This window comes from Cellulomonas chengniuliangii (assembly GCF_024508335.1).
Lineage (GTDB): Bacteria > Actinomycetota > Actinomycetes > Actinomycetales > Cellulomonadaceae > Cellulomonas_A > Cellulomonas_A chengniuliangii.
In genome coordinates this window covers 46,957-71,830 of record NZ_CP101988.1, presented here as the reverse complement: position 1 = coordinate 71,830, position 24,874 = coordinate 46,957, and the positions used below count along the sequence as shown (strand labels likewise).

The following is a 24,874-nucleotide window of genomic DNA, read 5'->3' as shown; positions in this document are numbered from 1 at the left end:
AGGACCGCAGCCGCCGCTGAGTGGTGGCAGACGTGTGGGCCCTGGCCGACGGCCAGGGCCCACACGTCGATCGGTCACTCGGTGGACGGGCCCGATCCCTGCACACCGCCGGAGCCGGGCGCCTCACTGCTGGACGGGTACGACTCGGTGGACGAGGGGTAGTGGCTCCCCGTCGAGGTCGACACGCCCGCGACGGGCTCCGGCTCGTCAGAGCCGAGCGAGCTGCCGCCGCTGCTGCTTCCGCTGCTCGACGTCTCGATCGTCGGGTGGGCCTCCCGGACACCACGCTGCACCTCGACCCGCCGCGGCTTGGACGACTCCGCGACCGGGATGGTGAGGGCGAGCACGCCATCGGCGTACGTCGCGGTGATGTCCTGCAGGTCCAGGCCTCGGCTGACCGTCAGCTGCCGCGCATAGGTGCCACTCGGACGCTCACGAGCGAGCCACTGCACGTCCGTCTCCGTGCGAGGCGTCCGCTGCGCGTGGATGGTCAGGGTCCGGTCCTCCACGCTGACGTCGATGGTGCCCGGGTCGGCGCCCGGCAGGTCGACGAGCAGCACGTAGTGGTCGCCGGATCGGTAGAGATCCATCGGCATCGTCGCCGCTGCCCGGGCGCTGCCGAACATCTGGCCGACGAGCCTGTCCATTTCCTGGAACGGGTCGTATGCAGTCACCACAGCCGAACACCCCCTTGTCACAAGGCTCTGGACCCCCCGGAGCCTGGCGCCCGCCGCCGCGCCCACCGGGGTGGAGCGGCGGAGGCACACTTCGACAGTGACCCCGACCGCCGCGGCGCGCCACGGGAGAGGGCGGGGTTCGCGCAGGGAGTAACGCGCCGTGAGGGCCGCCGCGCGAGGGCGGCGAGGGCTCAGACGCTGCTGACCACGGACATCAGGGACCGCACGATGTGGACGTCGGCGTCCAGCCACGGGACGGAGAGCCACTGGCCCGTGGCCAGCCATCGCAGCTCGTCGTGCTCGACCAACGGCTCGGGGGCGCCGTGCGCCACCTCGGCCAGCCACAGCCGCATCACATAGGTGGGCGACAGGGTCCACAGCCCGTCGTCCGGCCCTGGCACCTCGGACCCGAGCGTCACGCGGATCCCGAGCTCCTCGCGCAGCTCGCGGTGCAGGCCGTCCTCGGGCGCCTCCCCGGGCTCCACCTTGCCGCCGGGGAACTCCCAGCGGCCAGCGAGGCTCGTCGGCGCCGAGCGACGCGCGGCGAGGAGGCTGCGCGGCGAGGCGAGGTCGTCCACAATGGCGGCGGCGACGACGAGCACGGGTGGCTGCATGCGGGAATTCTGCCAGCCGCTCCTGCGTGTCCGCGCACTGAGAACCTCGTCGGGACTGTGCTCCTCGGGGCCTCAGGCGGTGAGCAGCAGCCCACCCAGGCTCACGGACATGGCGATTGCCGTGGCCGCGGCGCCGAGGCGCAACGCCCGCCCGCCGCTGCGCACCAGCCGTCCGACGTGGACCTGGCTGCCGAGCGCCACCATCGCGGCGCCCAGCGCGAGGGTGGTGGCGACGCGAGCCGTCGAGGTCACCGCGCCAGGCGCCAGGCCGCTGGATCGCACGGCGACCGCCACCAGGAAACCGACCACGAACAGGGGGACCATCGGCGGCCGCGCCCCCGGCTGGGCTCCGCGGCTGCGTCGCCGCCGCAGGCCCACCACGGCGACGAGGGGCGCCAGCAGCACCACCCGGGCCAGCTTGGCGACGACCGACACGGCGAGGGCCGTTGCGGAGACGGCGCCGGCGGCCGCGACGACCTGGGCGACCTCGTGCACGGACATGCCCGCCCACAAGCCGGCCGTGCGGTCGTCCAGGCCGGCGGCCGAGGCGAGCAGGGGCACGACGAGGATCGCGATACTGCCGTAGAGGGTCACGGTGGCCACCGCGGTCGCGACGTCGTCCTCGTCCGCGTCGGCCACCGGGCTCATCGCGGCCACCGCAGCAGCGCCGCAGATGGAGGACCCGGTGGCGACAAGCAGGCTGAGCCCTCGGCCCACCCCCAGGCGCGGACCCAGCCACCGGGTCGCGCAGAACGTGACGGCCACGGTCACGCCCAGCACCGCGAGCTCGGCCGCACCGAGCGACAGCACCTCGGCCGCGGAGACCTGCAGCCCCAGCAGGACGACGCCCGCGCGCAGCACATGCCGAGAGGTCCAGGCCAGGCCAGGCTCCAGCGCGGGCCGCACCAGGCGGAGCACCCGTGCGGCGAGGCCGGCGCCGATGGCCGCGAGCAGCACCGGGAAGGTCGGCAGGGCGGCGCTGACGGCCACGCAGACGGCAGCCACACCTCCTGCGGCCAAGACTCCGGGCAGCACGGCCGCGCGCCCGGCCCCCGTCGGCGGAGCGGCAGGGATCAAGGGCGCGGGGGGCGTCCTGTCTGGGCGGACGCTCTCGTGGATCACGGCCCCCACCATGCCGTGCCGGCGCGTGTCCCAGAAGGCTGCCTTGCCTCGCACGATCTAGCCTGAGGCTATGGCCCCGGACCTGATCGGCAGCCCACGGACCCCCCTCGGCCCGCTCGAGCTGCTCGTGGCGGTGGACGAGCAGGGGTCCATCTCCGCTGCGGCGCGCGCGCTCGCCCTGGCCCAGCCGTCGGTGAGCGCCGGCCTGCGCCGCCTCGAGCGGCAGACCGGGCTCGGCCTGGTGGTGCGCTCGCACGGCGGCACCGTGCTCACCGAGGCGGGCCGCGCCCTGGTCGGACGCGCCCGCGACGTGCTCGCCGCCTCGGACGCCTTCGAGCACGAGGTCGCCGCGATGCGCGCCGAGCGCGGAGGCAGGCTGTCGGTCGCCGCCAGCCTCACCATCGCGGAGTACCTGGTGCCCGGCTGGCTTTCCGCCCGGCCCGCGGGGGCCGCCGTGGTGGACCTCCAGGTGGCGAACTCGCGCGACGTCATGCAGGCGGTGCTCCACGGGCGGGCCGACCTGGGGTTCATCGAGGGCCCCGACGTCGACCCGGGCCTGCATGCGCGCACCATCGGCCATGACGAGCTGCTCACGGTCGTGGCGCCCGGCCACCCGTGGGCGAAGTCACGGCGGCCCGTCACCGCGGCCGAGCTCGCCGCCGGGCCGCTCGCGCTGCGGGAGGAGGGCTCAGGGACGCGGGCGACGCTCGAACTCGCCTTGCGGGCCGCCGGGGCGCCGCTCGCGAGCGCGCCCGCGCAGCTCGGCTCGACGGCAGCGGTGAAGAACGTGGTGCACGGCGGGCAGACCGCTGCGGTGCTGTCGGCGCTGACCGTGCAGGACGAGCTCACGCGCGGCACGCTCCGCACGGTGCGAGTCGCGGGCGTCGACCTGCACCGCGAGCTGCGCATGGTCTGGTCGCGAGGACGGGAGCCCGCCGCCGTGGCTCGCGAGTTCGCCGCCACGGTCGTCGCGGCGACCAGGGAGCAGCGTCAGCGCAGGCCCGCGGCCTCAGCCCAGGCGACCGCCTCGGCACGTGTCGAGACGCCGATCTTGCGGTACACCGAGCGCACCTGAGACTTCACGGTGTTGCGGGTCACGAAGAGGCGCGTCGCGATCTCCTCGAGCGTGACGTCCTCCGCCAGCTCGCCCAGCACGACCCGCTCACGGCGAGTCAGCGGCTCCGCGAGCTGCGCTCCGGGACGGGAGATCTCGATCGTGCTCATGGTGTCCTCCTGGTGTACTGCGACGCCCGGCCCCGCGGATGGGGTGGTGCGGCTGTCACTGATGAGATCGGCAGCCGGCGCCGATATGACGCAGAAATCACCCATCAATCACCCGCGCCGCCGCGAGCGGTGCGCCGATTTCCTCCAATCCGAGCAAAAGCGCAGGTCAGGCGCTTATCACAGGAACGCGCGGCCAGTCCTTTTCATCCGAACGTGGTCACCCTTACGGCCTAACGGCCAGAGCCCGTCAGGCCTGGGTGAACGCCTGGTACTCGGCCGCGGTCAGCAGCGGCCCAGAACCGGTGACCTCGACCTTGAGCAGCCAGCCCTCGCCGTAGGGGTCGGAGTTCACCACCGACGGGTCGGCGACGGCGCCGTCGTTGACCGCGACGACCGTTCCCGACACCGGCGAGTACAGCTCGGACACGGACTTCGTCGACTCGATCTCCCCGACGACGCTGCCGGCGGTGAGCACGTCGCCCACGGCGGGCAGCTCCAGGTACACCACGTCGCCCAGCGCGTCCGCCGCCGTGGCGGTGACACCGACCGTGGAGGGCTCGCCCTGCAGCACCCACTCGTGCTCGGCGGTGTACATGAGGTTCTCGGGGATGCTCGACATGGGTCTCTCCTGGGTCGTTCGGATCGCACGACGCCCGGGCGGGCGGTGCGGTGGGGCCGGATGCGGGGTGTCGGATGCGGGGTGTCGGTCAGGCTCGGTCTACCGTGCGCGCCGGTAGAAGGGAAGGGCGACCACGCGCACCGGCTCGCGGCGGCCGCGCACGTCGACGGCCAGCGCCGTGCCCTCGGCGCTGAGCTCAGGTGTCACGTAGGCCATCGCGATGGCGTGGCCCAGCGTCGGCGAGGGGGCGCCGGAGGTCACCGTTCCCACCACCGGGCTGTCCGGATCGGGACCCGCGAGCACGTCGTAGCCGTGACGCGCGGCACGGCGCCCTTCGGACACGAGCCCCACCAAGACGCGCGCGGGCGGGGATGCCTTGCGGGCGGCCAGCGCCGCACGGCCGACGAACGGCAGCGGCGTCCCGTCGGGCGAGGCCTTGTCGAGCCGCACCACGCGGCCGAGCCCGGCCTCGTACGGGGTGGTGGTCCGGTCCAGCTCGTTGCCGTACAGCGGCATCCCCGCCTCGAGGCGGAGGCTGTCACGCGCTGAGAGGCCCGCGGGGACGAGCCCGTGCGGGGCGCCCGCGTCGAGCAGCGCGCGCCACAGCGTCGGCGCGTCAGCCGCCGGCACGAACAGCTCGAAGCCGTCCTCCCCGGTGTACCCGGTGCGCGCCACGAGCGCGGGCAGGCCGGCCACGGTGGCCTCGACCGAGGCGTAGTACTTGAGGCCGGTCACCGCGTCCGCGTCCTGCGGCGCGGTGAGCCCGCTGACGATCTTCTCCGCCACCGGCCCTTGCACCGCCACGAGCGCCGTCGCGAGCGAGCGGTCCTCGAGCCGAGCCTCGAACCCGCCGAACCGCTCGACCAGGGCGTCGCGCACCACGGCGACGTTCGAGGCGTTCGCGACCACCAGGAACTCCTCCGGCGCCAGCCGGTACACGACCAGGTCGTCGAGCACGCTGCCGTCGTCGGCCGTGAGCATCGTGTACCTGGCGCGGCCCACCGCGAGCGCCGTCAGGTCGCCCACCAGCGCGTAGTCGAGCGCGGCCGCGGCCTGTGACCCGGTCACCGCGAGCTCGCCCATGTGGGACAGGTCGAACAGCCCGGCGGCGGCGCGAACCGCCTGGTGCTCGGCCAGGTCGGAGGTGTAGCGCAGGGGCATCTGCCACCCCGCGAACGAGGTGAGGGCGGCGCCGAGGGCGACGTGCTCGTCGTGCAGGGGGGACAGGACGTCGTCGGCCATCAGTGGGCGCCTTCCGTGGAGGTCAGGTCGGTGAGCGACTCGTCGAACGCCTCGGGCGGCGGGCACGAGCAGACGAGGTTGCGGTCGCCGTGCGCGTTGTCGATGCGGCGCACGGGCGGCCAGTACTTGTCGGCGCGCACCGCGGGGAGCGGGTACGCCGCGAGCTCTCGGCCGTACGGCAGGTCCCACGTGTCGGCGGTGACCGACGCGGCGGTGTGCGGGGCGCGGCGCAGCGGCGAGTCGGCCACCGGCCATGTCCCGGCGGCGACCTCGTCGATCTCGCGGCGGATCGCGATCATCGCGTCGACGAACCGGTCCAGCTCGGCCAGGTCCTCGCTCTCCGTGGGCTCGACCATGAGGGTGCCCGCCACGGGGAAGGACAGCGTCGGGGCGTGGAACCCGTAGTCCTGGAGCCGCTTGGCCACGTCCTCGGCGGTGACGCCGGTCCGCTTGGTGAGCTCGCGCAGATCGAGGATGCACTCGTGCGCGACGAGCCCCGCGGGGCCGGTGTACAGCACCGGGAAGTGCTCGTTCAGGCGCGCGGCGAGGTAGTTGGCGCTGAGCACCGCGGTCTCGGTGGCCCGGCGCAGCCCTTCGCCGCCCATCAGCGCGACGTAGGCCCAGGAGATCGGCAGGATGCCCGCCGATCCGAACGGCGCCGCCGAGACCGGCGCGGTCACGTGCTCGGCGCCCGTGGGGCCGTCGACCACGCTCAGCCGCGGGTCGGTGGGGTCGCCCGGCAGGAAGGGCAGCAGGTGCTCGCCAACGCCGATCGGGCCGACGCCGGGGCCGCCGCCGCCGTGCGGGATGCAAAACGTCTTGTGCAGGTTGAGGTGCGACACGTCGCCCCCGAACTCCCCCGGCCGGGCGAGCCCCACCAGCGCGTTGAGGTTGGCGCCGTCGATGTACACCTGGCCGCCAGCCTGGTGCACCAGGTCGCACACCGTCCGCACGTCCTCCTCGTAGACGCCGTGCGTCGAGGGGTAGGTGATCATGATCGCGGCGACCTGCGGCCCGTGCGTCGCGAGCTTGGCGCGCAGGTCGTCCAGGTTGACCGAGCCGTCCTCGGCGGTGGCCACGACCACGACCCGCATGCCCGCGAGCGCAGCCGAGGCCGCGTTGGTGCCGTGCGCCGAGGCGGGGATCAGGCAGACGTCACGCACCGGGTCACCGTCCGCGCGCCGGCTCGCGTGGAAGTCGCGGATGGCCAGCAGGCCCGCGAGCTCGCCCTGCGACCCGGCGTTCGGCTGCACCGAGACGCCCGCGTACCCGGTGACCTCCGCGAGCCAGCCCTGCAGGGTGGCGATGAGCTCGGTGTACCCGGCGGCCTGCTCGCGCGGCACGAACGGGTGCAGGCCCGCGAACTCCGGCCAGGAGATCGGCTCCATCTCGACCGTCGCGTTGAGCTTCATGGTGCACGAGCCGAGCGGGATCATCGTGCGGTCGAGCGCGAGGTCCTTGTCGGAGAGCCGGCGCAGGTAGCGCAGCATCGCCGTCTCCGAGCGATTCACGTGAAACACCGGGTGCGTCAGGTAGTCGCTGGTGCGGCGCAGGGTGTCGGGGATCCCCCCGCTCTCCGAGGCCGCCGCCGCGACGTCCGACGTGGCGGCGGCCGCGTTAAGCACCTCCGCAAAGGCGGCGAGCACCCGCGTGAGGTCGTCCGGCGTGGTGGTCTCGTCGCACGCCACCTGCACGTGGTCCGCGTCGGGCGCCCAGAGGTTCACGCCCCGCTCCGCCGCGGCGCCGACGATCGCGCGCGCGGCGCCCGGGACGACGGCCCGCACGGTGTCGAAGAACGACTCGTGCTCGACCGCGACATCGAGCGCCCGTAGCCCGGCGGCGAGCTGGACAGCCCGGGCGTGCACCCGCTCGGCGATCTCCCGCAGCCCGTCGGGCCCGTGGTAGACCGCGTACATCGAGGCGACGATCGCCAGCAGCGCCTGCGCCGTGCAGATGTTGCTCGTGGCCTTCTCGCGGCGGATGTGCTGCTCACGGGTCTGCAGCGCGAGCCGGTACGCCGGGGCGCCGTCCGCGTCCACCGACACGCCCACCAGGCGGCCGGGCAGCATCCGCTCGAGGCCAGGTCGCACCGCCATGTACGCGGCGTGCGGCCCGCCGTAGAACAGCGGCACCCCGAACCGCTGCGAGGACCCGACGGCGATGTCCGCCCCCAGCTCCCCCGGCGGGGTCAGCAGCGTGAGGGACAGCAGGTCCGCCGCGACCGTCACCAGCGCGCCGGCCTCCTTGGCCTGGGCGATCAGCGGCGCCAGGTCCCGCACCACGCCCGAGGCGCCCGGCGCCTGCAGCACCACGCCGACCAGCTCGGCGCCGCCCAGGTCCGGCAGCCCGCCGCTGAGGTCCGCCACCACGACGCGCGCGCCCATCGCCTCCGCCCGCCCACGGGTCACCGCGATGGACTGCGGCAGGCACTCGGCGTCGAGCACCACGACTCCGTCCTCCTTGCCGCGCACCCCCCGGCGCATCAGCGCGACGGCCTCCGCCACCGCGGTCGCCTCGTCGAGGAGCGACGCGTTGGCTGTCGGCAGGGCCGTCAGGTCCGCGACCACCGTCTGGAAGTTCAGCAGCGCCTCGAGCCGGCCCTGCGAGATCTCCGGCTGGTACGGCGTGTACGCGGTGTACCAGGCCGGCGACTCGAGCACGTTCCGGCGGATCACCGCGGGCGTGACCGTGTCCGAGTAGCCCTGCCCGATCATCTGCGTGAGCACGGTGTTCTTCGCCGCGATCGCGCGCAGGTCGGCCAGCACCTCCTCCTCGCCGCGGGCAGCGGGCAGGTCCAGCGGGCGCTCCGTGCGGATGGACTGCGGCACCGCGGCATCGATCAGCGCGTCGAGCGAGTCATAGCCCAGCGTGGCGAGCATCGTCGCGAGGGCCGACGCGCGCGGCCCCACATGCCGGTCCGCGAAGTCCCGGGCGGCGTCGGTGCGGTGCGCGAGGTCATCGCGCGTGAGGGACGTCTGAGCGGCCTGCGCGTCGGCCTGCGGGGCCTGCGCGGTCGCTGCGTCGTGGAGATCGGTCACGGTGGCTCCTCCGGTGGCGCCCGGCGACGCCGGGACGGGCGGTTGGCCTCCCCGCTCTGTCATCCGGCGGGCGCCACCCGAGAGTGGGGCCGCCGACCTGAGAGTTTTGCCGGTCCGCCAGCGGGTCGCCGCCACCGCAGTGGCCCGACCCCGGGGCGCGCCGACTTGCACCGTCGGTGAGCCGCCCACGTGGGCGGCTGCTTTCCAGAGTTGCCTCGCCGCGGCGGTACGGGGGCCTGAGAGTTTCCCGGGGAGGGCTTGCTCCTTCGGCGCCTCGACGCTGGCGCGGGAGGACTCTCCCGCCACGGTTCGAGCAGCGTGTTCAGTTGTGTCTCTGGCGTCAGCCTACGGGCATGTGGCGCCGGTCACGCACCCATCTCATCTCGGCAGAGGACGCCCATACCTCTCAAGTCGGGCTGTCCAACCGCCGATGTCCCCGCATGTCCGCACCAGCGCCAGGCACGAGCAGTGCGTCCCTGGTGGCGGCGTTCGCCTGGACTGCCGTGCTGGCCGTGGGGACCTCCGTGCTGTCGGCCACCCGGTGGCACTCCTTCCTGTGGCGGGAGCACCACGCGGACGCCGAGGTGTTCTCCACGATGCGGGCGCGGGGCGCCGAGCTCGGCCTGCCGCTGCTCGACGCGTCGCTCGCCCCGCGGCCGCCCGGCGTCTGGGCCTCGACCGTGATCGGCGTGTCCGACGGCCTGACCGTGGCCGCCGTCGCCCTGCTGGGCGTCGCGCTCGTCGCCGCGGGGCACCGGCTGTGGGGGCTCCTGGCGCCCGTGCTGCTCAACATCGTGCCGCTGGTCGCCGGCTGGCCGCTCCTGGGCGCGGTCGTCCTCCCGGGCGCCGACGACCCGTCGGGCGGCCCCCTGCCGTGGTGGGCGGCCCCGCTGCTGATCGGGATCGCGACGTCGGCGCCCGCCGCCGCCGCTGCGGCTGCTGGCCCTGGCCACACCCCGGACGCGGCCACCGCCCGCGCCTGTCCCCGTGCAGTGCTGCTCCGCGCCGGGTTGGCGACGGTGCTCGTCCTCGGCGGCTCGATGGCCTGGTCATGGGCCGTGGGGGCGACCACCCAGCCCTGGGGCGAGTCGCTGGCCCAGCACACGAGCACGGCGATCGTCATCCTCTCGACCGCCCTGGTCGCCGCCGCGCTGCCCGGGCCACGGCTGCGCCGCTGGGCGGCGGTGGGGGTGCTGCTCGTGGTCCTGGACGGCGTCCTGGCGAGCGGGGTGCTGACAGGGCTGCCCGCAGGCCAGGCGCTGTCCGCCGGGATCGAGGACCCTCTGGCCCGCGCGATGGCGCTCGCCATCGGGCCGCTAGCCGTCCTCGCCCCGCCTGCCGTCGGGCGGGTGTGGCGCGCAGCCTTCCGGCGGGAGCAGGACGCCTCCGCGGCGCCGGGCCCCGCCTGACCGCGCACTGAACAGGGCATAGCCACGACGACGACCCGGCGTTAGCGTCGCCGTATGGCCGCTCCCCTCGACTCCCCCGGGCTCGTCGTCGCCGTGAGCCGCAGCGCCCACCACGCCTTCAGCAAGGCCAACGAGCCGGAGATCCGCCTCGCCGCGGGTGTCGGGGTCGAAGGCGACGCGCACTCCGGCGCGGACGTCCAGCACCTCTCGCGGCGCAAGCGCGAGCTGGTCCCGAACCTCCGCCAGGTGCACCTCATCCACGCCGAGCTGTTCGACGAGGTCGCCGCCGCGGGGTTCACGGTGAACCCCGGCGAGCTGGGCGAGAACGTCACCACCCGCGGCGTCGACCTGCTGGCCCTGCCCCGCGGCACGCGACTGCACCTCGGCGAGCGGGCGGTCGTCGAGCTCACCGGGCTCCGCAACCCGTGCAAGCAGATCGACGGCTTCCAGGCCGGGCTCATGCGGCAGCTCGTCAGGCGCGAGCCCGACGGCACGATCGTCCGCAAGGCCGGGGTGATGAGCATCGTGCTGGTCAGCGGCATCGTGCGCGCCGGAGACACCATCGGTGTCGAGCTCCCCGCCGGGGACCGTGAGGCGCTGGCCCCGGTCTGACGGCACGCCCGACGGCACGCCCCTCAGCGCTGCGGCCGGGGTTCGGTGGCCCGGAGCGTCTCGAGCCGTGCGCGGTACTCCGCCTCGTCGATCTCGCCACGCGCGTACCGCTCCGCGAGCACCGACGTGGCCGACCTGGTCGGCGATCCAGCCCACGGCGGGCCGTAGCCCGCGGCAGCCCAGCGGCGGCGGCGCGATGCCGCGAACGCGACGACCGCGACCACGACGCCGATCCAGAACAACGGGATGAGCAGCAGCCACGGTCCAGGCCCCCAGCCGCCATACGCGGCAGGGTGGGCGGCCAGTGTGGTCAGGGTGGACATCATGGGGATCCTCCAGGGTCTGATGCGGCCGGGCGTCGGCCGCACGTCCACACTCCCGGGCGGGCCACCCCCGCGTCGTCGTCCCGCCGGACCGTCTCGACCGCTCCACGTGGAGTGGCGGCGTCAGACCGCCCACCCTGGGCGGACGATGCCCGACTCGTACGCCGCGACGACGAGCTGCGCGCGGTCGCGGGCGCCGAGCTTCCCGCACGCCCGCAGCACATGCGTCTTGACCGTGAGCGGGGACAGGAAGAGTCGCTCGCCGATCTCGTCGTTGGACAGTCCCTCGCCGACGAGCACGACGACCTCCCGCTCCCGCCCGGTCAGGTCGTCGAGGCCCGGTAACGGCGGAGCGTCCCGGGTCGCCCGGGCCACCCGCTCCAAGAGCCGACGCGTCACCGTGGGCGACAGGAGCGCCTCCCCGGCCGCCGCGACCCGCACGGCCCGCAACAGCTCGGCAGGCTCGGTGTCCTTGACGAGGAAGCCGCTGGCGCCGTGGCGAATGGCGTCGGCCACGTACTCGTCGAGCTCGAAGGTCGTGACGACGACGACGTGCACACCGCCGGCCCGAGGGTCCGAGACGATCCTCCGGGTGGCCTCCAAGCCGTCCAGCCCGGGCATCCGGATGTCCATGAGGACGACGTCGGGCAGCATCTCGAGGGTGACGGCGACGGCCTCGTCGCCCGTGGCCGCCTCGCCGACGACCGTGAGGCCAGGCTCGGCGTCGACCAGTGCGCGCAGGCCGGCGCGAACCAGCTGCTGGTCGTCAGCCAGCACGACGCGGATCACGGCGCCCCCCGCGGCAGCTCGACGACGACCGCCCATCCAGCGCCCCGCGGGCCCGCGTCGACAGCCCCGCCCAGGGCCTCGACGCGCTCGCGCATCCCGCGGAGCCCGAGCCCTGCGCCGCCGGCGCCCCGCTCTCCGCGATCGGGATCGGGATCGGGAGCGGGAGCGGGAGCGGCTCCACCGTCGCGCGTCGACGGGTCGCGCTCGCCGCCGTCGTCCGCCACCTCGAGGGCGGTGGCGGACGCGTCCTGCGTGATCCGCACGGCGACGCGAGCGCCCTCCCCGGCATGCCGCCGCACATTCGTGAGCGCCTCCTGGAGCACCCGCACGAGCACTGCGGCACGGTCCGGCCCGATGCCGGCCAGCACGGCAGGGTCGATGTCCTCCTCCACCGTGAGGCCGGCGGCCCGTGAGGCGTCGAGCAGCCGTGGCACAGCGTCACCGAGCGTGGTCGTGGCTGGCGCGCGGGGAGGCGCCTCCCCCTCGGCGCGCAGGACGCCGAGGACCTCCCGCACCTCGTCCAGGGCCTCGACGCTCGTCGAGCGGATGTGCCGCAGCGCCTCACGCGCCCGCTCCGGCTCGCCGTCCATGAGGTGCAGCCCGACACCGGCCTGGACGCTGATCGCGGACAGCGAGTGCGCGATCACGTCGTGCAGCTCGCGGGCGATCCGCAGGCGCTCGGCCGTCGCCGCTGCCGCCGCCTGCGACGCGCGTGCGGCCTGCACGGCTCGCACGCGTTCGCCGCGACCCCGAGCAGCCTCGCCGAGCACGCCGGCGACGAGCAACGCCGTCGCCCACAGCACCACCGACGTCGGCCGGACCTCCGGGTCGGTCAGGCCGCGCGCGACGACCGCCGTCATGCCGAGTCCTGCGACTGTCCACGACACCGTGCGGCGTCCGCCGCCACCAAGCACCACCACGACGACGAGCAAGGGCACCAGGACTGGTCCGACGGCGTACCCAAGCAGCAGGTAGGCCCCCACGCCCAGCGCGGCCACGACTCCCGCGACCGCCCCCGCACGGCGGCCCAGGCCGACGATCGGCAGGCACGCCGGCGCCACGAGCACCAGCAGGTGCCCAAGGGCGTCGAGCGGGCGTGAGTGCGTCGAGAGCCGGTCCGCGACGGAGCTGCCCGCCGTGACGAGCACTGCGAGCACGGCGGCCGGAACGGTGAGCGCGACTGCGCGCAGGCGGCGCGCGCGTTCGGGATCGCGCCCGCCGCGCATCCACGGCGGCCCGAACGGCCCATCGGCCATGCCGGCCGGGCCCCAGGCACGCTCGTCGGATGACCGCGGGTACGGCATGCCGCCACGCTAACGCCGGGGAGTCGCCCACGGCGTCGTCCAGCGGGAGCGAATGCCATCCTCCCTGCGGAGGACTGCGGTCACCGTCCCTCAGGCGCTCAGCACCACCGTCGCGGTGGCCAGCGCCCCCTGCTCGCGGGCCCGCAGCACCACGGCGCCGATGTCGGCGAGCGACCCCTCGACGATCACGGGCTGCCCGGCGGCGGCGTCCCCGGACCACCGCACCGCGACCGTGGGCGGCGGCGCGAACGGGACGCCGGGCGGCATCTGCACCACCCCGGCGGCACGGACGCGGGGGTCGGAGGCCGGGCGGACGACCACCGACTGCACGGCGGTGAGCCGTTCGACGGTGCGCACCAGGTGCTGCTGGCGGCGCAGGGACGCGTGGAACGTCACGGCGATGCTCCCCGAGCCCCCGTCCACGGCGCCTGTCGCCAGGGAGTCGAAGCTGACGCCTCGGGTCGAGAAGACGCTGGTCAGCGCGGTGAGCGTGCCCGGGCGATCGGCGCCGCGCACCAGCGCGACCCAGCGCGGGTCGGCGGTCACGAGACGCCGCCGGCGATGGCGGAGCCGGCGCCCGCGGCGGCGTGCGTCGGGACGGCGGCCGCCGCGGGGCCCCCGACGGCGCGGCCCAAGCCGACGTGGGCGAGGGTGGCGTCGATGCGGTCGCGGGAGGCGGTCAGCCGCCGCACCTCGTCGGGCGCGGGCTCGTCGAGCAGCACGCGAGTCCATCCCTCGGGCCCGAGCACCACCGGGACCCCGAGCACGCCGTCGAGCGGCTCGCCGCCCACGGTGGTCTCGTCGCAGAGCGCCACCTGCCCGGCGACGACGGTGTCTCGGCCGTCGAGCAGTGTGTCCAGGAGGCCGACGGTCGCGTTGGCGGTGCCGTTCGCGGTCTTCGCGCCGCTGGTGTGCGTCATCCAGGGCCGGGCCACGACGCGCAGGTCGGGGGGCCAGGAGCCGATCAGGTCGAAGGCCGCCCCGGGATCGTCGGCGGCGACCTGCGTGAGCAGCTCTTGTGCGCGGGCGACCTCGCCGGAGAACGTGTCGAGGGTCCGACCGCGCCGCAGCCCAGCCAGCGCCTGGCGGCGCTCGTCCACGTCGAGCCCGCTGATCCGCACGGTCGACCACAGCGGGACCAGGTCCTCGCCGTGCTGTCCTCCCACGAACCCGCCGATGCGGTGGCGCCGCAGGCCGAGCGACACCGCCAGCTCGCGGCGGAACCGCAGTGTGTCGAGCCAGGCGCCCATGCCGATCACCCGGTGCCGGCCCAGCGCGCGGGCCATCACGGCGACCCCCAGCTCGACGGGGTTGGACACCACGATCACGACCTCGTGCCCCGACCCGTGCTCCGCGAGCGCCTGGGCGTAGGCCTCGAAGACCGGCAGGTTGTCGGCCGCGAGCTGGGTGCGGGGCATCGTGACCCCGGGCTGGGCAGGGGTGGTCCGGCCCGCGGCGAGGACGATGACGTCGGCGACCACCTCGTCGGGGCGGAGCGCGACATCGAGCAGCGGGGCGTGCTCGTCATAGGCGTCGATCAGGTCGGCGCGCAGACCGTGGGTCGCCCGGGCGGACGGCCCGTCGGCCCGCCCGACCAGCTGCAGTCGTGACGACGTGGGGAGCACTCGCCGTTCGATGAGCTGCGTGCACACCTGTCGGCCGACATCACCGGCTGCCCCCAGCACCGCTACGTCCATGTTCGGAGACTAGGGGTCGCACGTAAACCTGGCGTTTCGGACGGCGCCGGAGCCGGTGGTCAGAGGCTCCGCTGCCACGCCACGATCCGGTCGACGGCCTCGGACACCACCTCGGCCGACGAGGCGAAGGACAGACGCACCCAGTCGTGCCCGTCGACCCCGTCGAAGTCCGTGCCAGGGGTGAGGGCGACGTCGGCCTCGTCGAGCAGGCGCGCGCACCAGGTGACCGCGTCCAACCCCGAGTCGGAGATGTCGGCGTACAGGTAGAACGCGCCGTCGGCGGGGGCGACGCGGGTCCAGCCGAGCTCGGGCAGGCGGGACAGCAGCAGCGACCGGGCGGCGGCGTACCGGTCGACGTTGACCTGCGCGGCGGCATAGCCCTCGGGGCTGAAGGCGGCGATGCCGGCGTGCTGGGCGAGCGCCGGCGGGCACAGCGACACGTTGGAGGCGAGCGCGTCGGCGGGCGCCAGCAGGTCGTCCGGCAGCACGAGCCAGCCGAGCCGCCACCCCGTCATCGCCCAGTACTTGGAGAAGGAGTTGACGACCACGGCGCCCTGGTCGCGGTACTGCGCGGCGGTGGCGACCTGTGCCTCGGCGTAGGTGATGCCGTGGTAGATCTCGTCGCTGATCAGGCGGACGCCGTGGTGCGCGCACCAGGTGGCGAGCTCGCCGAGGGCGTCGGCCTCGATCATCGTGCCGGTGGGGTTGGCGGGGCTGGCGACGACGAGCCCGCTGATCGGCTCGTCGAGGGCCTCGAGCTGCGCGATGGTCGGCTGGTAGCGCGTGGCCGGCCCGCAGGGCAGCTCGACGACCTCGCAGCCCAGCGACGTGAGGATGTTCTTGTACGCCGGGTACCCGGGACGTGCCAGGGCGACCCGGTCCCCCACGTCGAACGCCGCGAGAAAGGCCACGAGGAACCCGCCGGAGGACCCGGTGGTGACCGCGACTTGCTCCGGGTCGATGTCGAGGCCGTACCAGCGGCCGTAGTGCCGGGCGATCTCGGCGCGCAGGGCGGGCGCGCCGAGCGACTCGGTGTAGCCCAGGCTCCCGGTCCGCAGCATCTGCTCGGCGCGGTCCCGCACCACGTCGGAGGCGCCGGTGGACGGCTCGCCGGCGCATAGGTTGATGACGGGCCGGCCGGCGGCTCGGCGGGCGTTGGCGGCCGCGATGATCTCCATCACGGCGAACGCGGGGACCTGGGACCGGCGAGAGACCTTCATGCCGCCATCCTGCCGCTCCCAGCGGTCCGGCCCCAGTGCCTGGGCGAAGCGGGGCGGATCTCAGTCAGGGCGTCCGGTGGGGACGGTCCGCGCGGCGACCTCGTCGCGCACGTGGGCGACGATGGCGCCGGCGGCCGCCTCGATCGTCGCGAGGCACTCCTCGAACCCGCGCATGTCGCCGTACCAGGGGTCGGCCACGTCGAGCTCCCGGTCGGGGGCCTGGGGCGAGACGGTCGGGTCGAACTCCCGGTAGCGGTGGATCCGGCGCGCGACGTCGCTGGCCCCGGCGAGCCTGCGCAGCGCCCGCTCGTGCACAGCGGTCATCGCCAGGACGAGGTCCTGTTCGCGCAGGTCGGCGGCGTTGACCTGGCGGGCGTGGCGGTTCGGCGCCTCATAGCCGTGGGCGGACAGCACGGCGGCGGCGCGGCGGTCGATGGGGTTCCCGTGCTCCTCGTCGCTGATGCCGGTGGACTCCACCACCACCCTGCCGCCGAGGCCGGCTTCGTCGAGCCGCTTCCGCAGCACGACCTCCGCCATGGGCGACCGACAGATGTTGCCGGTGCAGACCGTCATGATCCGGAACGGGATGCTCACGCGTCCATCATCACCGACGGATCACCGCCGCGCCCGGGAGTTCACGTGACGCCCGCCGGACGTCTGACCTCGCCCCCCGGCGGCGCGCGCCGCTCGTCGCCGCCTGGCCCGGTGGCCCACCCCGAGCACGTTGCGTACTTTCGGCAGATGGCGACTGTCTTCGGCATCACCGGGGCGAGTGGGCTGCTGGGCGGGCGGGTCGCGGAGCGCCTGGCGGCCGCCGGCGCCGAGCAGCGGCTGCTGGTCCGCTCCCCCGCGCACGCTCCCGACCTCCCCGGGGCGCAGATCGCGATGATCGAGGGGTACGACCACCCCGCGACCCTGCGGGCCGCGCTGAGCGGCGTCGACACGCTGTTCCTGGTCTCGGGACGGGAGGCGCCCAACCGGGTCGCCCAGCATGCCTCGGCGATCGACGGCGCGGTGGCCGCCGGGGTGAGCCGCATCGTGTACGTCTCGTTCGTGGGCGCCGCTCCCGACGCGACGTTCACCTTCGCGCGCGACCACTGGGCCACCGAGCAGCACATCCTCGAGACCGGCCTGCGCAGCACGTTCCTGCGGGACAACCTCTACGACGCGATGCTGCCCGCGCTGGTGGGCGACGACGGCCTGATCCGCGGGCCTGCTGGGGACGGCAGGGTCGGGTGCGTCGCGCACGACGACGTGGCAGACGCCGCCGCCGCGGTGCTGCTGGACGCCCGCCCGGACATCGACACCGACCAGGTGTACGACCTCACCGGCCCCGAGGCCATCTCCCTGGCGGAGGCAGCCGCCCAGATGTCCCGCGCCAGCGGCCGGTCCATCGCCTACGCGCCCGAGACGATCGACGAGGCCTACGCCTCCCGTGCCTCCTTCGGCGCGCCGCAGTTCGAGGTCGACGGGTGGGTCACCTCGTACACGTCGATCGCGGCGGGCGAGCTCGAGGTCGTGTCCTCCGCCGTCCAGCGGCTCACCGGCCACCACGCGCAGACCTTCGCCGCGTGGCTGGCCGCCAACCCGGCCTCGTGGGAGCGGTTGCTCGGCCTCCCGTGACCCGGTGGCGGACACGTGGGACGAGGGTGAAGATGAACGCCCGGGGACGACGCGGTCCCCACGGACCGGGGGGCACGAGTGATCCAGGTACGCACGGTCTACGAGGCGCCGACGTGGCGCAACATGGTCGACGGGCTGCACCAGGGAGTGGCCCACAGCAGCTTCGCCGCGGCACGGGCCGCCGGCCGCGCGATCGCGATCGAGCTCGGCGGGTCCCATGAGGTCCAGGACACCGACGGCTCGGTGCTCGAGCACCACGTGTACCCGCTCCCCGCGGCCAGCATCGGCAGCGCGCCGGGCTTCTACACGCCCTGAGAGACGCCGCTCGCGCCGGGCGCCGGGCTCGCCGGCGCGCCGATCAGTCGCGGGCGGTCAGCACCACGGGGCCGTGGTTGGTGATGGCGATGGTGTGCTCGGCGTGGGCGGCGAGGGACCCGTCGGCGGTGCGGATCGTCCACCCGTCGGAGTCGATGACGTACTCGTCACCGCCTGCCATGAACCACGGCTCGATGGCGATCACCAGGCCGGGCTTGAGCCGCATGCCGCTGCCCGGGCGCCCGAGGTTGGGGACGTGCGGGTCCTCGTGCATCGTGCGGCCGACGCCGTGGCCGCCGAAGTCGGCGTTGATGCCGTACCCGGCCGCCCTGCCCACGGCGCCGATGGCCGCGGAGATGTCGCCCATCCGATTGCCCGGGCGCGCCGCCGCGATCCCCGCCGCCAAGGCCCGCTCGGTGGCCCCGATCAGCGCGGTGGCCGCCGGGTCCGGGGTGCCGATCTGGAACGTGATCGCGGAGTCCGCGACCCAGCCCTGCACCTGCGCCGCGAAGTCGATGCTCAGCACGTCGCCGTCCGCCAGCACGTAGTCGGAGGGCAGGCCGTGCAGGGCGGCGTCGTTGACCGACGTGCACAGCACCCCGGGATACGGGATCGCGCCGAAGGACGGGTGGTAGCCGAGGTACACCGAGTGGGCGCCCGCCTCGTCGATGAGCCGGTGCGCATGGGAGTCCAGGTCGCGCAGGCTCACGCCCACCTTCGCGGCGTCGCGCAGCGACGTGAGCACGCGGGCGACGAACTTGCCCGCGGGGCGCATCGCGGTGATCTCGGCGGGAGTCTTGAGCTGAGGCATGACCCCATCCTCTCGCTCTCCGCGGCGCGAGGAGACCGCCAGCGCCCGTGCCCGACGATCCGCCCCTCCGGGCCGCGCCGTTCCCGGGCAGGGAACAGCCCGTGGGCTGGAACCCCTGACGGGGCCCTGCCGCGAAGGACGAGGTCGCGGCTCCCACGGGCTGCGGTGACTGCCGGAGATTCGCTCGCCGCCCGGCCGGTGAACCGGCGGGCCAGCGGGCGGACCAAGCAATCCGTCCGACTGATCGGGCGACTAGCGGACAGTCACCTCACGCGTCCGAAGAGAATTCACTTCAGGACCACCTCCTCTCCCGTGTGACTCGACGCTACGACTGGCGCCTGGGATGGTCCAGAGGTTTTTCCGAGAAGTTCACGCCCTGCGCCGCGCGAGGTGCTGCGCGTAGGTGATCCGGCCGTCGGCGTGCTCTGGCGTCAGGTGGCCGCCCGCACGGAACGCGGCCGCGGTGGCCCCCGGCAGGGGCGCCGCCCACACCACGCCACGCCGCCCGAGCGCCGCGTCGCGCTGACGGACGAGCTCGGCGAGCTCCAGCACCTCGGGGCCGCCCATGTCCGTGGCCCGGCCCGACGGCCCGGCAGCCGCGAGCTCGACCAGTCGGGCGGCGACCTCGCGCACGTCCACGGGCTGGTCCTGCATCCCCGCCGGGATCACGGTCACCGGCCCGACGGTGAGCATGCCCAGCACCGTGTCCACGAAGTCGTGGAACTGGGTGGCCCGCAGGATCGTCCACGGCACTCCGCCGTGCTCGATGAGGTCCTCGACCTGCCGCTTCACCGCGTAGTAGGGGTACGGCACCGTGTCGACGCCGACGATAGAGATGTGCACCAGGTGCGGGACCCGCGCCGCCCGGGCCGCGATCAGCAGCCGGGTGGTCGCCTCGACGTCGCGCCGCTGGCGGGGGTCGGTGGCGCAGTTGACCACCGCCGACACGTCCGCGAGCGCGTCGTCCAGGCCCTCGCCGGTGAGCAGGTCGCCGATGGCCCACTGCACCGGCTCCGGGACGTGCGGCGACGCGGGCCGGCGGCTCAGCACCCGGGTGGGCACCGCGGCGTCGACCAGCGTGCGGACCACCGCGCGGCCGAGATTCCCGGTTCCACCGGTGACCAGGACGGGGCGGATGTCGGCCATGCCCTCATCCTGGCCGCGTGGCGCCGTCCCCACCATCGGGGGACGGCGCCAGCCATCCCGCGGCGCCGGCGGTCACGCCCGCGGGATCACGGCCGTGCGACGAGGAACTGCGTGTACGCCGGGACCGTGAGGAACGTGGGGTACTCGTCCGCGAGCGCCACCTGCTCGAACAGGTCGGCGGCGTCGTCGTACCGGTCTCCCTCGAAGCGCGGGAGCGAGCCGATGACGTCGCGCAGCACCTCGGTGACGTGGCCGCGGGTGACGGCGGTCCCCTCGGCGGTGACGACGCCCTGGTGCGTCCACTGCCAGATCTGCGAGCGGGAGATCTCCGCCGTGGCGGCGTCCTCCATGAGGTTGTCGATCGCGACGGCCCCCGATCCGCGCAGCCAAGCCTCGAGATACCGCAGGCCCACCGAGACGTTCCCCCGGAGCCCGGCGTCGGTCACCGCGCCCGGCTCGCCACCTCCAGCCGAGGCGACGTCAAGCAGCTCGGCGGCGGTGACGCGCACGTCCTCGCGCAGCCGGTGGCGCTGGTCGGACCGCTCGCCGAGGGCCTCGTCGAAGACGGCGCGCGCGACGGGCACCAGGTCGGGATGGGCCACCCAGGTGCCGTCGTAGCCCTGGCCGGCCTCGCGCTCCTTGTCGGCGCGGACCTGCTCGAGCGCCCGCTCGGTGACCTCCGGGTCGCGGCGGTTGGGGATGAACGCCGACATGCCGCCGATGGCGTGGGCCCCCCGCCGGTGGCAGGTCGCGACGAGCAGCTCGGTGTAGGCGCGCATGAACGGGACCGTCATCGTGACCTTGGCGCGGTCGGGCAGCACGAACCGGCTGCCCCGGGACCGGAAGTTCTTGATGATGCTGAAGATGTAGTCCCACCGGCCCGCGTTGAGCCCTGCGCAGTGCTCGCGCAGCTCGTAGAGGATCTCCTCCATCTCGAAAGCCGCGGTGATGGTCTCGATGAGCACCGTCGCGCGGATCGTGCCGCGCGGGATGCCGAGCCGGTCCTCGGTGAACAGGAACACCTCGTTCCACAGCCGCGCCTCGAGGTGCCCCTCGAGCTTCGGCAGGTACAGGTACGGGCCGCGCCCCGAGTCGATCAGCGCCTGCGCGTTGTGGAACAGGTACAGCCCGGCGTCGACCAGGCTCGCCGACGCGGAGGAGCGCTGCCCGGCGCCGTCGGTCAGCTGCACGTGGCGCTCGGCCAGGTGCCATCCGCGCGGGCGCATCACGATGGTGGGCGTCGTCTCCCCCACCGTGTACTCGCGGCCGTCCTCGGCGGTGAAGTCAGCCCGGCCCCTGATCGCGTTCGCCAGGCTGTGCTGCCCGCCCACGATGTTCTCCCAGGTGGGCGACGTGGCGTCCTCCAGGTCGGCGAGCCACACCTTGGCGCCCGAGTTCAGGGCGTTGACGGTCATCTTGCGGTCGGTCGGCCCGGTGATCTCGACCCGGCGGTCCTCGAGGCCCGGCCCAGGGCCGGCGACGCGCCAGGTCGGGTCGGCACGGATGTGCGCCGTCTCGGGCCGGAAGTCGGGGTCCAGGCCGTTGGCGAACCGCTCACGCCGACGCTGGCGGGCGAGCAGCAGGTCGTGGCGGGGCCCGGCGAACCGGGCGTGCAGCGCGGCGACGAAGTCGAGGGCCTCCGGCGTGAGGACCTGCTCGCCGCCCACGACGGCGGGGCCGGTGATCTCGAGCGTCGGGTTCGCGGCCGGGGCCAGGATGGTCATGACGTGCTCCTCTCGGGTCGTGCTCGGGGTCGTGCTGGGTGGCGCCCGGGGGCGCGGGGCGTCGCGCGTCAGTGCAGTCGTGGCTCAGTGCGCCGCGTGGAACTGCGCGGCCTCGGTGGACCCGGCCAGGGCGAGCGTCGCGCTGTCGGGGTTGAGGGCCGTGGCGACCTTGTCGAAGTAGCCGGTGCCGACCTCGCGCTGGTGGCGGGTGGCGGTGTAGCCGGCGGCCTCGGAGGCGAACTCGGCCTCCTGCAGCTCGACGTAGGCCGTCATGCCGTGCTCGGCGTAGCCGCGGGCCAGCGAGAACATCGAGTGGTTGAGCGCGTGGAAGCCGGCCAGGGTGATGAACTGGAACGCGTAGCCGAGGCCCGCGAGCTCCTTCTGGAACCGGGCGATCTGCGTGTCGTCGAGGGCCGCGCGCCAGTTGAAGGACGGCGAGCAGTTGTAGGCCAGCAGCTTGCCGGGGTGCGTGGCGTGGATCCGCTCGGCGAACTCGGCCGCCAGGCCGATGTCCGGGGTCGAGGTCTCGACCCAGATCAGGTCCGCGTGGTCGGCGTAGGCCTGGGCGCGGGCGACGACGGCGTCCAGGCCGGGACGGACCCGGAAGTACCCCTCGACGGTCCGCTCGCCGGTGAGGAACTCCTGGTCGCGCGGGTCCACGTCGGAGGTGAGCAGGTCCGCGGCGAGCGCGTCGGTGCGGGCGATGATGATCGTCGGGACGCCGGCGACGTCCGCGGCGAGGCGCGCGGCGGACAGGGTGCGCACGTGCTGGCTGGTGGGGACCAGGACCTTGCCGCCCAGGTGCCCGCACTTCTTCTCGGCGGCGAGCTGGTCCTCCCAGTGCACCCCGGCGGCGCCGGAGGTGATCATCGAGGCCATGAGCTCGTAGGCGTTGAGCGGCCCGCCGAACCCGGCCTCCGCGTCGGCGACGATCGGCGCGAGCCACTCGCGGGTGCGCTGGCCGCCGTTCTCCGAGGACTCGACCTGGTCGGCGCGGAGCAGGGCGTTGTTGATGCGGCGCACCACGGCGGGCACCGAGTTCGCCGGGTAGAGGCTCTGGTCGGGGTACGTCTGGCCGGAGAGGTTCGCGTCGGCGGCGACCTGCCAGCCGGACAGGTAGATGGCCTCGAGGCCGGCCTTGACCTGCTGGACGGCCTGGTTGCCGGTGAGGGCGCCCAGCGCCGGGACCCACTCGCGGCTGTGCAGCAGGTCCCAGAGCCGCTCGGCCCCCCTGCGGGCGAGCGTGTGCTCCTCGCGGACCGAGCCGCGCAGCGTGATGACGTCCTCGGCGGTGTGGTCGCGGCGGATGCCGGCCCAGCGGGGGTCGGTCTCCCATTCGCGCGCCAGATCCGCCGCGGTCTGGGTCTGGTCGCCGGGCGCGGTCCGTGTCGTCGTCGTCTCGGTGCTCACGATGTCCTCCGGTAGTTCGGTCGATGCCGTTGACTCCACTTTCAGGGAAGGACAAGCCGTCTTCACCGCCGGATGAAGCAGAAGAATCGGGATACTTCTGCTCGACAGAAGCGGAGGGCGCCTGGGACCGTGGAGCGATGACGACGACGCCGCCGCAGGCCACCGAGGACGGGCTCGACACACTCGTCCTGGGCCGTCGGATCCGCCATCTGCGCACCCTGCGCGGGCTCACCCTCGACGAGCTCGGCGCCGCGATCGGGCGCGCCGCGTCCCAGGTGTCCATGCTCGAGAACGGCCACCGCGAGCCCAAGCTCTCGCTGCTGCAGCAGGTGGCCACCGCCCTGGGCGTCCCGCTCGCCGAGCTGCTGCGCGACGAGCCGCCCACCCGTCGCGCCGCCCTCGAGGTCGAGCTCGAGCGGGCTCAGCGCGGCCCCCTGTTCGCGTCGCTGCACGTGCCCACGGTCAAGGTCGGCCGGTCGTTGCCGAGCGACGCCCTCGAGGCCCTCGTGCGCCTGCAGGCCGAGGTCCAGCGGCTCCTCACCGAGAAGGCCGCCACCCCCGAGGAGGCGCGCCGCGCCAACGCCGAGCTGCGCGACACCATGCGCGCCCAGGACAACTACTTCCCCGAGCTCGAGGACCACGCGCGACGGCTGCTGGGCGCCATCGACCACCAGGGCGGCCCGCTGTCGCAGCGTGCCACCGCGGACATCGCCGGCCACCTGGGCTTCGCGCTCCACTACGTGCACGACCTGCCACACTCCACCCGGTCGGTGACCGACCTGGCGCACGGGCGCATCTACCTGCCGCACGGGCTCACGTCGACGAGCGACCCCAGGTCGCCGCTGCTGCAGGCGCTGGCCAGCCACGTGCTGGGGCACTCCGAGCCGCGCGACTACGGCGACTTCCTTCGCCAGCGGGTCGAGGCGAACTATCTCGCGGCGGCGCTGATGCTCCCCGAGGACGGCGCCGTGGCGCTGCTGCGCGAGGCCAAGGCGGAGCGCCGGATCTCCATCGAGGATCTGCGAGACGCCTTCGCGGTCACCTACGAGACGGCCGCGCACCGCTTCACCAACCTCGCGACCCGGCACCTCGATGTGCCCGTGCACTTCATGAAGGTGCACGAGGGCGGCACCCTCTACAAGGCCTATGAGAACGACGGGGTGCGTTTCCCGTCCGACCCGCTGGGCGCCATCGAGGGCCAGCCGGTGTGCAAGAAGTGGACCGCGTGGGCCGTGTTCGCCATCCCCGACCGGTTCAGCCCGTACTACCAGTACACCGACACGTCGTCGGGCACGTACTGGTGCACGTCACGGGTGCAGGGATCGCCCGAGGGTGAGTTCTCGGTGTCCGTGGGGGTGCCGTTCCAGCACGTGCGCTGGTTCCGGGGCCGGGAGACCACCGAGCGCGCGGTGTCGCGGTGCCCAGACCCGGCGTGCTGCCGCCAGCCACCCGAGGCGCTGACGCTTCGATGGGCCGAGAAGTCTTGGCCGAGCGCCCGCCCGCACGCGAGCATGCTCGCCGCGCTGCCCTCCGGGGTGTTCCCGGGGGTCGACTCCACGGAGGTGTACCAGTTCCTCGACCGGCACGCGCCCGCGGCCGCGGCCCCGGGGGCGGACGGCGCCGAGGCTCAGGGCCGCCAGTAGTTGTTCGCGGCGGCGATCGTGGCGAACTCCGTCGCCACCACCTGGGACGCGGCGATCAGCGCGGCGGGGTCGTTGGCGTAGACGGGCCGGCCGCGGTCGAGCGCGGCGGGGTCAGGCTGGATCACCTGGACGGAGCGGTAGGCGAGCTCGAAGGCGAGCGCCCGACCCTCCTCAGGTGTGGCCGTCAACAGAGTGTTGCCGGGGACCTTGACGACCTTCTCGGGTGTGGCCACTGGAGGAGTCATCTCTCCATCGTGACCCTCGACCAGGCGGGTGTCGCGCCCAGCGTCACGGCCTACGAAGCCGCGTGGA

At 74.1% G+C, this 24,874-nt stretch carries 25 protein-coding genes and 1 riboswitch; of the genes, 6 read left to right on the top strand and 19 right to left on the bottom strand.

Annotated features, from left to right (window positions below; genetic code table 11):
* Positions 1–74: 74 nt before the first annotated feature.
* The 3 genes from NP064_RS00340 to NP064_RS00330 form a co-directional block, all read right to left on the bottom strand.
* Positions 75–677, bottom strand: coding sequence for an Hsp20/alpha crystallin family protein (locus NP064_RS00340; RefSeq protein ID WP_308015920.1), 603 nt, complete (start codon positions 675–677; stop codon positions 75–77).
* 191 nt (positions 678–868) lie between these two features.
* Entirely contained in the window at positions 869–1,291 is a 423-nt protein-coding gene (locus NP064_RS00335) for a (deoxy)nucleoside triphosphate pyrophosphohydrolase (protein WP_227568506.1), read from the bottom strand.
* Between the two features lie 72 nt (positions 1,292–1,363).
* Positions 1,364–2,425, bottom strand: a complete 1,062-nt coding sequence (locus NP064_RS00330; RefSeq protein WP_227568665.1) for a YeiH family protein — start codon at positions 2,423–2,425, stop codon at positions 1,364–1,366.
* Positions 2,426–2,483: 58 nt separating this feature from the next.
* On the opposite strand from NP064_RS00330, the gene NP064_RS00325 reads away from it, so the two are divergent.
* On the top strand, positions 2,484–3,488 hold the full coding sequence (locus tag NP064_RS00325; protein WP_227568507.1) for a LysR family transcriptional regulator: 1,005 nt from the start codon (positions 2,484–2,486) through the stop codon (positions 3,486–3,488).
* Here NP064_RS00325 and NP064_RS00320 read toward each other — a convergent pair.
* The 4 genes from NP064_RS00320 to gcvP all read right to left on the bottom strand — a co-directional run bounded on the left by NP064_RS00320 (position 3,404) and on the right by gcvP (position 8,407).
* The gene (locus NP064_RS00320; protein ID WP_227568508.1) at positions 3,404–3,637 is read right to left on the bottom strand and encodes a helix-turn-helix domain-containing protein; all 234 of its coding nucleotides are present in this window, start codon (positions 3,635–3,637) and stop codon (positions 3,404–3,406) included. The genes NP064_RS00325 and NP064_RS00320 overlap by 85 nt on opposite strands.
* Before the next feature lie 247 nt (positions 3,638–3,884).
* Positions 3,885–4,256: a glycine cleavage system protein GcvH gene (gene gcvH / locus NP064_RS00315; protein WP_227568509.1), complete on the bottom strand. Its 372-nt coding sequence runs from the start codon at positions 4,254–4,256 to the stop codon at positions 3,885–3,887.
* Positions 4,257–4,355: 99 nt separating this feature from the next.
* Positions 4,356–5,498: a glycine cleavage system aminomethyltransferase GcvT gene (gene gcvT / locus NP064_RS00310; protein ID WP_227568510.1), complete on the bottom strand. Its 1,143-nt coding sequence runs from the start codon at positions 5,496–5,498 to the stop codon at positions 4,356–4,358.
* On the bottom strand, positions 5,498–8,407 hold the full coding sequence (gene gcvP / locus NP064_RS00305; RefSeq protein ID WP_227568666.1) for an aminomethyl-transferring glycine dehydrogenase: 2,910 nt from the start codon (positions 8,405–8,407) through the stop codon (positions 5,498–5,500). Before gcvP ends, gcvT begins: the two co-directional genes overlap by 1 nt.
* A 343-nt stretch (positions 8,408–8,750) precedes the next feature.
* Positions 8,751–8,848: riboswitch (glycine riboswitch) on the bottom strand.
* Between the two features lie 128 nt (positions 8,849–8,976).
* Between gcvP and NP064_RS00300 the strand changes: the two genes are divergently transcribed.
* Positions 8,977–9,945 (top strand): hypothetical protein, encoded by a 969-nt coding sequence (locus NP064_RS00300; RefSeq protein WP_227568511.1) that lies wholly within the window; start codon positions 8,977–8,979, stop codon positions 9,943–9,945.
* A gap of 54 nt (positions 9,946–9,999) precedes the next feature.
* Entirely contained in the window at positions 10,000–10,557 is a 558-nt protein-coding gene (locus tag NP064_RS00295) for an MOSC domain-containing protein (RefSeq protein ID WP_227568512.1), read from the top strand.
* Positions 10,558–10,580: 23 nt separating this feature from the next.
* Here NP064_RS00295 and NP064_RS00290 read toward each other — a convergent pair whose 3' ends face one another.
* From NP064_RS00290 to NP064_RS00260, 7 genes are all read right to left on the bottom strand, one after another.
* The gene (locus tag NP064_RS00290) at positions 10,581–10,883 is read right to left on the bottom strand and encodes an SHOCT domain-containing protein (protein ID WP_256813722.1); all 303 of its coding nucleotides are present in this window, start codon (positions 10,881–10,883) and stop codon (positions 10,581–10,583) included.
* 120 nt (positions 10,884–11,003) lie between these two features.
* On the bottom strand, positions 11,004–11,669 hold the full coding sequence (locus tag NP064_RS00285; protein ID WP_227568514.1) for a response regulator transcription factor: 666 nt from the start codon (positions 11,667–11,669) through the stop codon (positions 11,004–11,006).
* Positions 11,666–12,973, bottom strand: coding sequence for a sensor histidine kinase (locus NP064_RS00280; protein ID WP_227568515.1), 1,308 nt, complete (start codon positions 12,971–12,973; stop codon positions 11,666–11,668). The genes NP064_RS00285 and NP064_RS00280 overlap by 4 nt, the downstream gene beginning before the upstream one ends.
* A 90-nt stretch (positions 12,974–13,063) precedes the next feature.
* Positions 13,064–13,519: an ACT domain-containing protein gene (locus NP064_RS00275; protein ID WP_227568516.1), complete on the bottom strand. Its 456-nt coding sequence runs from the start codon at positions 13,517–13,519 to the stop codon at positions 13,064–13,066.
* Entirely contained in the window at positions 13,516–14,670 is a 1,155-nt protein-coding gene (locus tag NP064_RS00270) for a lactate/malate family dehydrogenase (protein ID WP_227568517.1), read from the bottom strand. Before NP064_RS00270 ends, NP064_RS00275 begins: the two co-directional genes overlap by 4 nt.
* A gap of 59 nt (positions 14,671–14,729) precedes the next feature.
* Positions 14,730–15,890: a pyridoxal phosphate-dependent aminotransferase gene (locus NP064_RS00265; RefSeq protein ID WP_227568518.1), complete on the bottom strand. Its 1,161-nt coding sequence runs from the start codon at positions 15,888–15,890 to the stop codon at positions 14,730–14,732.
* Between the two features lie 60 nt (positions 15,891–15,950).
* A complete protein-coding gene (locus NP064_RS00260; RefSeq protein WP_227568667.1) occupies positions 15,951–16,478 on the bottom strand; it encodes a low molecular weight protein-tyrosine-phosphatase in 528 nt (175 codons plus the stop codon).
* Positions 16,479–16,631: 153 nt separating this feature from the next.
* On the opposite strand from NP064_RS00260, the gene NP064_RS00255 reads away from it, so the two are divergent.
* On the top strand, positions 16,632–17,513 hold the full coding sequence (locus NP064_RS00255) for an NAD(P)H-binding protein (RefSeq protein WP_227568519.1): 882 nt from the start codon (positions 16,632–16,634) through the stop codon (positions 17,511–17,513).
* A gap of 78 nt (positions 17,514–17,591) precedes the next feature.
* A complete protein-coding gene (locus tag NP064_RS00250) occupies positions 17,592–17,828 on the top strand; it encodes a hypothetical protein (protein WP_227568520.1) in 237 nt (78 codons plus the stop codon).
* A 43-nt stretch (positions 17,829–17,871) separates the two neighbouring features.
* Here NP064_RS00250 and map read toward each other — a convergent pair whose 3' ends face one another.
* The 4 genes from map to aceA all read right to left on the bottom strand — a co-directional run bounded on the left by map (position 17,872) and on the right by aceA (position 22,919).
* A complete protein-coding gene (map, locus tag NP064_RS00245) occupies positions 17,872–18,639 on the bottom strand; it encodes a type I methionyl aminopeptidase (RefSeq protein ID WP_227568521.1) in 768 nt (255 codons plus the stop codon).
* A 369-nt stretch (positions 18,640–19,008) separates the two neighbouring features.
* Positions 19,009–19,785, bottom strand: a complete 777-nt coding sequence (locus NP064_RS00240) for an SDR family oxidoreductase (protein ID WP_227568522.1) — start codon at positions 19,783–19,785, stop codon at positions 19,009–19,011.
* Between the two features lie 86 nt (positions 19,786–19,871).
* Positions 19,872–21,509 (bottom strand): malate synthase A, encoded by a 1,638-nt coding sequence (gene aceB / locus NP064_RS00235; protein WP_227568523.1) that lies wholly within the window; start codon positions 21,507–21,509, stop codon positions 19,872–19,874.
* 84 nt (positions 21,510–21,593) lie between these two features.
* On the bottom strand, positions 21,594–22,919 hold the full coding sequence (gene aceA / locus NP064_RS00230) for an isocitrate lyase (protein WP_227568524.1): 1,326 nt from the start codon (positions 22,917–22,919) through the stop codon (positions 21,594–21,596).
* A gap of 137 nt (positions 22,920–23,056) precedes the next feature.
* On the opposite strand from aceA, the gene NP064_RS00225 reads away from it, so the two are divergent.
* Complete coding sequence (locus tag NP064_RS00225) at positions 23,057–24,562, top strand: XRE family transcriptional regulator (RefSeq protein WP_227568525.1); 1,506 nt, start codon at positions 23,057–23,059, stop codon at positions 24,560–24,562.
* Here NP064_RS00225 and NP064_RS00220 read toward each other — a convergent pair.
* Positions 24,547–24,807, bottom strand: a complete 261-nt coding sequence (locus NP064_RS00220) for a hexameric tyrosine-coordinated heme protein (protein ID WP_227568526.1) — start codon at positions 24,805–24,807, stop codon at positions 24,547–24,549. The genes NP064_RS00225 and NP064_RS00220 overlap by 16 nt on opposite strands.
* Positions 24,808–24,874: the final 67 nt, after the last annotated feature.